Genomic DNA, 9469 nt, shown 5'->3' with positions numbered 1-9469 from the left:
CGAAGCAACGCCCCAGACCCTTTACTCAAGATGAATATGGCCGCATCCTCGACGAGTTTAAAGCTAACCATGCCCATTACTTGGACTTTGTTAAATTCCTGATGGGGGTTGGTTGTCGGACGGGTGAAGCTGCCGGTTTGAGGTGGAAGCACCTATCGGAAAATTGCGATCGCGTCTGGATTGGTGAGTCGTGGGGACGTGGTGAGCGGAAGCCGACTAAGACCAATCGGAGTAGAGCATTTAAACTATCGCCCGACCTGGTCGCTATGTTTCGAGCCAGGCGATCAGCCACGGTCCGCGACGATGATTTAGTGTTTACCAGTCCCAAGGGTAACCCCATTGATGACCACAATTTTAGGAAGCGACATTGGACACCGGCGCTGGCCGCTGCCAATGTGCCCTACCGCAAGCCGTACAATACGAGACACAGTTTTATCTCTCAGGCAATCGACCAAGGCTGGTCTATCAGTGAAATAGCCACCATCACCGGCAACAGTGAGGAGACTATTTTGAGGCACTATACGGGAAGTGTGAGAGGTGAAGCAGAGCTTAAGTCTGTTTGGAATGGTTAGCCAGTACTCCAGCCATAGCATTGTGACAGTTGCAGGGATCGATCGCGACCTGGTCGAGCAGCTTGGGCCAGGTGCAGCTGCCGACCGCCAAACGCTGAAAGCGTTGAAAAATATAGATTCTTCTGGAGCTAATGATGTGCTAGAAATTGTGAAGCTAACTTACCAACCTTGTGACAATTAAAGTGGGACTTCGTCATAGTCGACTGACTCTGCTCCTGAGTAGAACCTTGAAAGCTCCGCTCCACAGTTTGGACACCACCATTGAATTGCTGTGCCACTACACTCTGGACATTTCTCGCTTTCATCAGGAGAAAAGTTTATTGGGTCTTCTTCATAGAGAGAGACGTACCCGCCATCGCATCCTATGTAATCACAATTGCGCCAATGAGTTGGATGATGGCCGCACTCTGGGCACTCTCTATCGTCTATCTCGTAGTCATCCATAATCTGGCAAAATCTCTAAAATGTTTTTTAAGGGTGGTCTCATTCGTCAATGGGATGGAATAACCACAACATTCACGATAAACACCACTACTTTAGTTTCAAGCCTGATTATCTTCATTGTTCAATATTTAAATGTCTGCTTAGCTCCGCAATGAACCTCCATTCAAGCTATTCACAAAATCTTCTAACTCAACACAAAGATTAACAATGGGCATCATCTTCTTAACACCCTGTTTGATCAACATTCTAAAAACCAAAGCATTCACTTCAGCTATGACGTAGCCAAGGTCTGTAGAAGCTGTTGCATTTTCAAGCAGGCTATCAATTCTAGGCTCAATCTGCCTAAGTTCTTGCTCTATTTGATTGAGCCGTCTCAATATTTCATCATTCATAAGTCATTGCTTGAATATCCACATGGCATAACAACTACAGATAAGTAGGAGATATCCACAGAATGCTCATGTTGACTGACGCCCTAACACAATTGTTGAACTAATAAACAAAATCAGTATTATTGTCGTTTATGTTGCCCAAACTCTTCATCATCAACCACTTCAATACATCGGTGAAGTTCACCATCTGGAATTATCAACATGACTAGCCAAGGAGGAGAGGAACATTATTCAACCCTAGATCAGCCTATCAGCAAGCAGCTCTAAGGCATGTCTATTTTGCATGCTATGAGTGTAAACGCTGGCAATATAGACAAACAATAATGGCAAGGATTATCTCCTTCTACCCAATGGTTGTTATCTGTGGATCTACCCATAGCCATTTTTAAGTTGCAAGGGGCACAACTATTCAAATTTCCATCTCGGCTGATTTTTTAGCTACATCAACTTCAAATAATCCAGAGTCCCCACTATCTAACTTGACAAGGAGATCTACATAAGGATTTCCAATTTTGTTGAGATAGAAATTTGCCCCATACACCTCAAGCGCATCATATTCACTGTTGTCTAACCAAAAATCAATCATTACTTCGGCAGTCGTCTGAGCTTCCTGATAGGTGTACATCTTTTCCTCTCCAAACCAAATTTGCTTTTTTATAAGCTCTTTCCGAATATCTGCGTGGGGCGGCAACTAGTCAACGTAGTTACGCCGGTTTCATTCACAGCCCCCAACGGAGGAATGGGGCGTTGACCTGTGTGACAGTTGGCCTATTTAGGCCCGATGTAGTCCACTATGCATATCCATCGATTGCATTCAACGTTTGAAGATTATCTAGTCTCGACAAAACAGGCATAGGAGTCTTGAGATTAAGCTTTGTCATTAACTGACCTACAGTCACCACAGAATGAACTGTATTCTGTTGTAGATACAACATAGCCTCGTACAACTCTCTCTGGCCAGACGACAAGGTCCCTTCATAATCAGGTTCAACAACAATGTAATAAACATCTTTACAAGCTTGTTGTTTCTCTTCGTCAGATGCGTTGAAAATCAATTGACATGCACAATCTCTTTCAATGTCTAGTAAGTCTTCTGGATAGCCTACCCATCCAGAATCTTGTTCCAGAAAAAGTTGAAGATTTTCAATGTGGTTGATGCGTGTAATTTCCATACCCCAGGCTCAAATAGTACTTGTGAACTATTTTACCTCACGTATCTATTGCCACCATCTATATTTTTTAGGAACTTTAGATGAATTGTAGTCAGTGACCTCATAATCCCAATAATCATGGTCACGAGTTCTATCATCTTCATAATCAAAGGTGCTCTCATCATCTTCGTCTTCATCAACAATACGAGCTGCTTTAAACCTATATTGCTGATGGTCTCTAGAGTCGTACTCTTGCTGAGCTTTTTTAGGTTGGTAGTAAAGTTCTTCATCTTTATCCACCTCTGCACCAGCCCCTATCAATGAGCTGCCCGTTTGAAGTAAATCGTGAGTCGGAACATGCATTACCCAATGATCACCTTCATCATTACTAATTTCCATGATGGCTTCATCGTCTTCTGGAACATAGCCAAGCAGATGGCGAACTCTATCCAAAGCAGATTTTTTGTTTTTCATTATGCGGCATCCTCCCAGTTATCCCATTCGTCTTGGTATCTTTGAGTCCCTTGAAAACTCTCTTCTGAATAATCAAAGTCTTGCCACTCATGGCGATAGTCTTCAACGACCCTTGAGCCGATCATTGTCCTTGGCAGACTTTGTCTGTCATCGGGATAACGATCATCGTCATCTACGTAAGCGTCAGAATCGCTGGCAACAGCCAGCAAGCCAATTACTGCTATTAACAACAAAAGTGGTTGGGCCATTTCAGTCTTCCTCGTAGTAGTAATGAGGGGGTGGCATGGGTGGGCGGCGTGTAGGTGGTCTACGTCCCTTAGGTTTTGGCTTTGAAAGAACAGCTTTTGAAAAGAAGATAAACACAAGGCCAAAAACAATTACTGCTAAAACCATGTCAATCCTCCACCAATTTTTCGCTTACAGATTCACTTGAATTCTCAAACGTGCTGCAAGTGTTTGGCAATAAGCTTTTAATTTGTTGGATAGCAACATCAATAGACTCTGGATGCTTGATATCCATTTGAACTAGTGATGAAATCACTAGTTCATCAACATTGCTTAAATTAAAGGCAAACTTTATGGCAAGACTTATATCTGAGGCTAACAGACAACTTCTAGATGCCATAACGTTAAAAACATCGTATTCATTTGGAATTTCATCCCTACCTATTCTCTGAAGAGATGAACACAAAAAACCTATGCACAGGCCGTTCTCAGACGCTTTCACTATGTCCTCTGCCGTTGACTGTTTAAAGGCATTAAAGCGTTCGATAATCAATGTAGCTTGAGATGCCGTTTCCTGAAGCTGAGAAGCAACAAAAGGTGTGATCTTGTTAAACTCAGCCAACACATTAGGAATGAGTAGTGGTGAAAATGCAAAATATTCACCAAGCGTTCGATATTGTTTGAATTGTTGATGCAGCATACGTTCCGTGTATTCAGAGTCCGCGCATTCCATAATGGCCAGTAATTCCAATTGGTAAGGGCACCCTGTTTGAAGAGCCCTAAGCCGCTTTTCTGGATAACCAGAAGAACCAATTTTGTATCTATCAGTCCCTTGAACCCAAATCAAGTAAACAAAACCTGCCATATATCACCTCAAAAAACGTCTGAATTAAATCTATTTATGAGCGCAATCATTGCGAGCGCCCACCATTTCCTCCAATAACTGACTTTCCCTGGCTTAGTTCCGACATCCCTTCGTGAATTTTTCGATCTAATTCATCATTGTGCAGAGAAATAAACTCAGAACGCATCCTGTAGCGCATATTCTCTTCTTTTACTTCCTCTACCTTTTGTTCTACCCGAGACAGCTGCTGCTTCTTTTTGTGGGTAATAGCAACCTGATTTTGATAGTCCGCTCGCATCCCTTCAACACAGGCATCACAAACTGACAGAAAGGCGTCAATATCATCATCTGAAACGGTATTGAGAGGTGCATGTCCTCGGTTGTCAGACAAATCTAGAGAGCCAGGCATCTGAGGCAGGGACAATTCCCCACGATGATTACCGGTATGGATCGTCACACCCTGCCCAGGCAAATCCTCTTCTGCCTGAACCAAGTGAAATACCTTGGATAATTCATCTATTGCTTCATCAGAAAGGCCATGACTTGTGTCAATTTTAAGTTCTTTTGCTTTTGAATGAACAGTTCCTTTGGCAAGACCGTTGTCTTTACACCAAGAACTAAGCGATTGAGGCATTTTGAACACTCCTAAACATTGATAAAACTAAGCTGAACACTTTTTGAACACCTTTTTGAACACTTTTAATGTGAAAACGTTGTCATTAGACCGTTTAATGCCGTTCAGAAAGTGTTCAGCTTCTGAACAGACATGGCTTGATTAGTTGGCTTGGCGGCATCCCATTGTTCAATCGCGTCTTCTACGCTATTTGTGTTTTCAATCAGAACAATGTCAAAGTCACCACTGATGACGATGGCCTCTTGTTGTTTAGGGAAAAAGGCTGCTTCGACAGTGTTGTTTCCCCAGATTGAGAAAGTACCTGGTGGATGGTAACTGAGAAGCCTTCCAAGCGCTGGGTTCTGGACTGTTTTTCGTTGTGTCAATCCGTCTTCAGGAATATGTTGTTGCATTTTAGTTATTGCTAAATTACAGAAGTAATGAGCCTTCTAATTGGCCGACTGTGTCAATCAAGTTTTTGGATGGGTTATCGGTGACACCCAACTCTTTTACTAGTCGCTGGTGCCGTTGATAGATTTGCTTCCATTGGTCAAACTGCATAAACCCACCACGGGCTTTGTATTCCTGGAATCCCTCCGTTAACTCATCAGGTTCTAGGAACATGCAGCGGTCTGGATGAGTGGCCCAAGCCATAAGCTTTTGAAACTCATCAGCTTTTAGCTCGTAGGGTTCTCCGGCAATGCAAGTTATCCAGTAGCTGTCACTGCCTCCTTCTTGTTCTGTCATATGGTGAAGCTCAGCAATATTGCCGGTTAAGCCAATGACGCGATTGTCACTCAGCTTTAAAAACTGTTGTTGCATAAGAGTTTTTTGACACTACAAACTGTGGCCACGTATGCGGCCTACCTCACGAAAACCTGAGGAGTTAGATCACACGGACACAGACATTAATCGGTCATAATCGATCAGTCCTTTTTGAATACATCGCGGTATTGAATTGGACAATTTGCGGCGTGGGTGGAGCCACGCCGCAGTCAATTTGTCAAGACTCAGAAACTGGTTCGAAAATCTCGAATTTTCCTCTTTTGAAGGGAACGTGTAAAGATACCTCCTAACGAAATTTTGGAAGGATAGACGCCTGCAGATTGGATCTACTCGCACCGCAGGTGTCTTTATAACTAAATGACTAGTGGAGAAATGGTAAATCTCCATTTTGAGTATCATCTGGCAAGGCATGAATATCCACACCAAAATGCTCCTTCAACAACAAGTCAAGATTTTTTATCTCAGGAATAGTAAACGTAATCTCACTGCCACTCTCACTACGAGAAATTTTCTTAGCAGAGCAACCAATAAGTCTGGCAAACCGTTCTTGAGATAAACCAAGGGCTTCTCTTAAGCGCTTCATAACAGGCCCTGTAATTTGCTCATTTGAACCATTCGGATCTAACATAGCATGTATCAGGCGATTCGTCAGTCGAAGCGCCCGGGTAGACAACATGCAAAGGGGTTCTTGTTTGGCGACACGATCACCCCTTTGCCTCTCCTATTTTCCCGCGTCAGACGATACGTCTAACACCCCGAACGCATGAACTACCCTACGATGCTCTGCTCATTTTTCAAAATAAATTGAAATTGAACTCACATGCGCATTAACCTCCTAAATGACCCGCCGCCGAGCGATTTAACCGCCAGGCGCTTGTGTGAAACATTTCATTACAGATGGCGAACGATCCAACGTACCGACAATACTGAATGGATTACTCACTCATTCCCAATGCGCCCGCGTGCTCTGTGGTCAAGATGGCAGGACGCGGGCGTTTTAGTAGGTGTCCGATTCGCTAACCAAACCCGTTACGCCGTTATCGATATTGACGCTGGTGGCGATTATCACAATGCCGAAAGCCTGGATAAAATCCGAGAAGCCCTAGAAACCATAGGCATCGTACGTACTATCCTTACCCGATCATCCTGGTCGGGAGGCTGGCATCTCTACTGCCCATTGCCAGCGTCAGTGAGCACGTTCAACCTGGCATGCACCTTAAAACATGCATTGGAAGCCCAAGGTATCAAGGTAAAGCCTGGTCACTGTGAAACCTTCCCTAATATCAAACCCTACGCCCGTAAGTGGGAGGTTACTGAATACAACGGTCACCGGTTACCACTGCAACCTGGTTCGGGAAGTTGCTTAATGGATCACAATCTTGCTCCAACTGCTGGAGACCTGGAACGGTTTTTCTGGCAGTGGGATTTTTGTATGCAAGCCCAGGATCTGTCCTTACTTCAATCAGCATTGGAGCAAGGCCGTGAACTGCAACGTAAACGACGGCGATCGGTAGCAGGGAAGGTTGAGCTATGGGCTGATGATTTACGCCGTGAAATCGACCTTGGCTGGACAGGCCAGGGGCAAACCAACGGCATCCTTAAAGCGATCGCATGCTATGGACGGGTATTTGAGGGCCTGGCAGACGATGAGCTGTGGACCTATGTAGAGCAAATGGCGGTGACCCGTGATGGATATCACGAGTGGTGCCGTCATCAGGGTGCGATCGCAAAAAAAAGCCGAGCCTGGGCGAGATGGGCCACACGCTTCTGGTGGCCAATTGGATCTCAACCCACGACTACAGCTGTGAGCACTATTCAAAACCTAAACGACGAGCGCCAGCTCGACGCCAGGAAGCGGATATCTCAAGCCATCACTTACTTAGCCAAAAGAGGAGAGCTCTTAGAGGGTGTTACGGCAAGGATGACTCAATTATGCAAGTTAGCGCAGACATCCGCCCAGACCCTTTACAAAAACCTAGCCCTTTGGCATCCCGACCATTGGTGTGTAATGCCAGACTCAGAGCGCGATCAACCGCGATCTCAGGCAAGTAAAGAACCGTTAAGTGATTCTGCAAAATCCTTGGTATCAGAGGGATTACACACCTTTGGGGGGTTACTGAGGTGTGTTCCCGTGACGGACGCCCAAAAAAATCTTTACCCCAGGGGTGCAGGAGGGGGTTCAGGGGGAGGAGAGGGGTTTTCCACAGGCTTGCAGGGATGTTGAGCTGTGGAAAACTCCGAGAGTGACTTGGCTCTCAGAGAGGGGCTTATCGACTTCTCAGATCAGATAGCGAAGGTAGAGGTTTTGATGACTATTGCCGGACTGTCGTGGAGATCTCCACTGATAAGTCAATGGCTAAACCAATGGCTAGACTGCCCCACAAAGGAATGGTGTAGCTTTAACGACCTGTTGCTGCTGGAAGAAAGGCTGTGTATTGAGCTGATAGATGGAGGATTGGCGCGTGCTTAAGCTACTGGATGCATTAACCCGAATTGCGATCGCCTTGGAGCGCCAGGCCGAAGCTCAAGAACGGATAGCCACCACGATGGAAGGGACAGAACTGCCCGAAACCATCGACAAACGACAGGCAGCAAAGTTGTTGTGTGTTTCCCCCAGAACAATCGAGCGATACCACGAACACTGGTTAGAGGGGGCTCACTATTTCAGAGAGGGTTCACGCATCACTTACAATCGCCCATTGTTGCAGGACTGGCAGGCAAACCGACACAACCAAATAGTCCACCGGCGAGCTATCCAACAATGGCAAAAATCATTACTCAGTCACAAAAAGCGGGCATAATTACTATTTCCTAATAGTTTATTTTGGTATTTCAGCTTACTCAAACCCTCCATTTCTTAGCCCATACTGAGGTTTTTTAATTAAGTCATGAGTTCTGGCCATTTAATAAATGTGCTGAGTACAATGTTCTAGTACAAAGCTATTATCAAGTATTATGGCTATTCCCATTTCAAGAGCCGATATCCCGGACAGTGCCTTAACTGATCTAGAAACGTTAGCGGTCTGGGTCTGTTCCACACTAGAGTTTATGGCCAATGGTCGTAGATATCAGGAAGCCGAAGGTTTAAATGTCTTCCAATATGACAAATCTTTGTTTCGTTCTTATACAGAGCAAAACATTGCTAGTTTCAGAATTAACGTTTCGCTACAGCCTAATTTTACGTCTACAGAATACCCATCATTATGGGCAGCAGTACAACCAGAGTTAGACGGTACTATTCCAGGTTCCTACTTACAGGTTTAGTGAGCTAGCCTAATAAGTTAAGCACTCAATTAAATTACTTATTTGGTGCAAACACAAACTAAGTAAGGGGTACCTACATCCAATGGATTATGACAAGGGAAGCTGTTAGTCATTACACTAATGGCTTGTTTTTTTGAGTTGTCATTTTTTGCTTTATGTCAACTAGCAATATACCCAAAGGAACATCTTTAAATATTGGACAAGGCTCTACTGTTTTAACCAACGGAAACAGTAACGTACTCAGATATGGTAATGGTGCTAGCCCTGGAACAACATTTTCTAGTAATTCCAGTTTTAGTAATCAGGTAAACAGTCGGTTCTCTTTAGAGCGTTCCTTTTATGGGAGTAGAGGGAGCGGGGGAATGCGTTTCCCTGATATGCAAAGGGGCAATGCTAGGAGTGCCAGAATTAGTGCTAGAAACCGAGCAAGTAATAGACTGAATCAACTCAATACCAATGCCAATTACAGAGGGCCTGAAACGGTTGGAGAAACTGCTAGAAGAAATGCATCATTAAACAATAGTTCCTATACACGAGGTACGTCTAGAGGGACAACAGCATCCGGTAGAAATATTAGTCGTTTTGGTACTACTAGAAGTAACGTTTCAAGAAATCCAGGTACCGCTATTACAGGAAGTGCTAGAACTCAATCTGCAATACAAGCCTTTAATGCGGCTAAAGCGAGAGGAATCGGAAATCAACTA

Annotated in this window: 16 protein-coding genes; 6 read left to right on the top strand and 10 right to left on the bottom strand. The window is 44.4% G+C overall.

All coding sequences use genetic code 11. The annotated features are described in order from the left end of the window. The 3 genes from DXZ20_RS37930 to DXZ20_RS31705 form a co-directional block, all read left to right on the top strand. Positions 1 to 572, top strand: a 572-nt coding sequence (locus DXZ20_RS37930) for a site-specific integrase (protein WP_250565995.1), incomplete at its 5' end; no start/stop codon positions are given. Continuing rightward, on the top strand, positions 565 to 753 hold the full coding sequence (locus tag DXZ20_RS31710; protein ID WP_163702822.1) for a hypothetical protein: 189 nt from the start codon (positions 565 to 567) through the stop codon (positions 751 to 753). The genes DXZ20_RS37930 and DXZ20_RS31710, both read left to right, overlap by 8 nt. A 46-nt stretch (positions 754 to 799) precedes the next feature. Then, positions 800 to 1018, top strand: a complete 219-nt coding sequence (locus DXZ20_RS31705) for a hypothetical protein (protein WP_163702821.1) — start codon at positions 800 to 802, stop codon at positions 1016 to 1018. Positions 1019 to 1156: 138 nt separating this feature from the next. Here the strand turns inward: DXZ20_RS31705 and DXZ20_RS31700 are convergent, their stop codons facing one another. The 10 genes from DXZ20_RS31700 to DXZ20_RS31655 all read right to left on the bottom strand — a co-directional run bounded on the left by DXZ20_RS31700 (position 1157) and on the right by DXZ20_RS31655 (position 6084). After that, positions 1157 to 1408 (bottom strand): hypothetical protein, encoded by a 252-nt coding sequence (locus DXZ20_RS31700; RefSeq protein WP_163702820.1) that lies wholly within the window; start codon positions 1406 to 1408, stop codon positions 1157 to 1159. 409 nt (positions 1409 to 1817) lie between these two features. After that, a complete protein-coding gene (locus tag DXZ20_RS31695) occupies positions 1818 to 2033 on the bottom strand; it encodes a hypothetical protein (RefSeq protein WP_163702819.1) in 216 nt (71 codons plus the stop codon). A 166-nt stretch (positions 2034 to 2199) separates the two neighbouring features. Then, the gene (locus tag DXZ20_RS31690; RefSeq protein ID WP_163702818.1) at positions 2200 to 2580 is read right to left on the bottom strand and encodes a hypothetical protein; all 381 of its coding nucleotides are present in this window, start codon (positions 2578 to 2580) and stop codon (positions 2200 to 2202) included. A 45-nt stretch (positions 2581 to 2625) separates the two neighbouring features. Beyond that, on the bottom strand, positions 2626 to 3033 hold the full coding sequence (locus DXZ20_RS31685) for a hypothetical protein (RefSeq protein WP_163702817.1): 408 nt from the start codon (positions 3031 to 3033) through the stop codon (positions 2626 to 2628). Next, entirely contained in the window at positions 3033 to 3281 is a 249-nt protein-coding gene (locus DXZ20_RS31680; RefSeq protein WP_163702816.1) for a hypothetical protein, read from the bottom strand. The genes DXZ20_RS31685 and DXZ20_RS31680 overlap by 1 nt, the downstream gene beginning before the upstream one ends. 146 nt (positions 3282 to 3427) lie before the next feature. Beyond that, entirely contained in the window at positions 3428 to 4123 is a 696-nt protein-coding gene (locus tag DXZ20_RS31675) for a GIY-YIG nuclease family protein (RefSeq protein ID WP_163702815.1), read from the bottom strand. Positions 4124 to 4169: 46 nt separating this feature from the next. Next, positions 4170 to 4736 (bottom strand): hypothetical protein, encoded by a 567-nt coding sequence (locus tag DXZ20_RS31670; RefSeq protein ID WP_163702814.1) that lies wholly within the window; start codon positions 4734 to 4736, stop codon positions 4170 to 4172. A gap of 104 nt (positions 4737 to 4840) precedes the next feature. Beyond that, positions 4841 to 5128, bottom strand: coding sequence for a hypothetical protein (locus DXZ20_RS31665; RefSeq protein WP_163702813.1), 288 nt, complete (start codon positions 5126 to 5128; stop codon positions 4841 to 4843). A 16-nt stretch (positions 5129 to 5144) separates the two neighbouring features. Continuing rightward, entirely contained in the window at positions 5145 to 5537 is a 393-nt protein-coding gene (locus DXZ20_RS31660) for a hypothetical protein (protein WP_163702812.1), read from the bottom strand. A gap of 325 nt (positions 5538 to 5862) precedes the next feature. Beyond that, positions 5863 to 6084, bottom strand: coding sequence for a helix-turn-helix domain-containing protein (locus DXZ20_RS31655; RefSeq protein WP_250565994.1), 222 nt, complete (start codon positions 6082 to 6084; stop codon positions 5863 to 5865). Between the two features lie 369 nt (positions 6085 to 6453). Between DXZ20_RS31655 and DXZ20_RS31650 the strand changes: the two genes are divergently transcribed. The 3 genes from DXZ20_RS31650 to DXZ20_RS31640 all read left to right on the top strand — a co-directional run bounded on the left by DXZ20_RS31650 (position 6454) and on the right by DXZ20_RS31640 (position 8765). Continuing rightward, positions 6454 to 7725 (top strand): bifunctional DNA primase/polymerase, encoded by a 1272-nt coding sequence (locus tag DXZ20_RS31650; protein WP_163702811.1) that lies wholly within the window; start codon positions 6454 to 6456, stop codon positions 7723 to 7725. 223 nt (positions 7726 to 7948) lie between these two features. After that, the gene (locus tag DXZ20_RS31645; protein WP_250565993.1) at positions 7949 to 8302 is read left to right on the top strand and encodes a hypothetical protein; all 354 of its coding nucleotides are present in this window, start codon (positions 7949 to 7951) and stop codon (positions 8300 to 8302) included. Positions 8303 to 8456: 154 nt separating this feature from the next. After that, complete coding sequence (locus DXZ20_RS31640; protein WP_163702810.1) at positions 8457 to 8765, top strand: hypothetical protein; 309 nt, start codon at positions 8457 to 8459, stop codon at positions 8763 to 8765. Positions 8766 to 9469: the final 704 nt, after the last annotated feature.

It is taken from the genome of Adonisia turfae CCMR0081 (assembly GCF_011009555.1).
GTDB classification, from domain to species: Bacteria; Cyanobacteriota; Cyanobacteriia; order Phormidesmidales; family Phormidesmidaceae; genus Leptothoe; species Leptothoe turfae.
Note: the sequence above shows the minus strand (reverse complement) of the source record. Positions and strands in the feature narration are given on the sequence as shown.

What these genes read in the sequence shown, in the direction of transcription:
- DXZ20_RS31650 (WP_163702811.1), top strand. Translation starts at nt 6,454, where the DNA reads ATGCGCCCGCGTGCTCTGTGGTCAAGATGGCAGGACGCGGGCGTTTTA.
- DXZ20_RS31695 (WP_163702819.1), bottom strand. Translation starts at nt 2,033, where the DNA reads ATGTACACCTATCAGGAAGCTCAGACGACTGCCGAAGTAATGATTGAT.
- DXZ20_RS31700 (WP_163702820.1), bottom strand. Translation starts at nt 1,408, where the DNA reads ATGAATGATGAAATATTGAGACGGCTCAATCAAATAGAGCAAGAACTT.
- DXZ20_RS31670 (WP_163702814.1), bottom strand. Translation starts at nt 4,736, where the DNA reads ATGCCTCAATCGCTTAGTTCTTGGTGTAAAGACAACGGTCTTGCCAAA.
- DXZ20_RS31645 (WP_250565993.1), top strand. Translation starts at nt 7,949, where the DNA reads ATGGAGGATTGGCGCGTGCTTAAGCTACTGGATGCATTAACCCGAATT.
- DXZ20_RS31655 (WP_250565994.1), bottom strand. Translation starts at nt 6,084, where the DNA reads ATGAAGCGCTTAAGAGAAGCCCTTGGTTTATCTCAAGAACGGTTTGCC.
- DXZ20_RS31710 (WP_163702822.1), top strand. Translation starts at nt 565, where the DNA reads ATGGTTAGCCAGTACTCCAGCCATAGCATTGTGACAGTTGCAGGGATC.
- DXZ20_RS31640 (WP_163702810.1), top strand. Translation starts at nt 8,457, where the DNA reads ATGGCTATTCCCATTTCAAGAGCCGATATCCCGGACAGTGCCTTAACT.
- DXZ20_RS31675 (WP_163702815.1), bottom strand. Translation starts at nt 4,123, where the DNA reads ATGGCAGGTTTTGTTTACTTGATTTGGGTTCAAGGGACTGATAGATAC.
- DXZ20_RS31685 (WP_163702817.1), bottom strand. Translation starts at nt 3,033, where the DNA reads ATGAAAAACAAAAAATCTGCTTTGGATAGAGTTCGCCATCTGCTTGGC.
- DXZ20_RS31660 (WP_163702812.1), bottom strand. Translation starts at nt 5,537, where the DNA reads ATGCAACAACAGTTTTTAAAGCTGAGTGACAATCGCGTCATTGGCTTA.
- DXZ20_RS31680 (WP_163702816.1), bottom strand. Translation starts at nt 3,281, where the DNA reads ATGGCCCAACCACTTTTGTTGTTAATAGCAGTAATTGGCTTGCTGGCT.
- DXZ20_RS31665 (WP_163702813.1), bottom strand. Translation starts at nt 5,128, where the DNA reads ATGCAACAACATATTCCTGAAGACGGATTGACACAACGAAAAACAGTC.
- DXZ20_RS31690 (WP_163702818.1), bottom strand. Translation starts at nt 2,580, where the DNA reads ATGGAAATTACACGCATCAACCACATTGAAAATCTTCAACTTTTTCTG.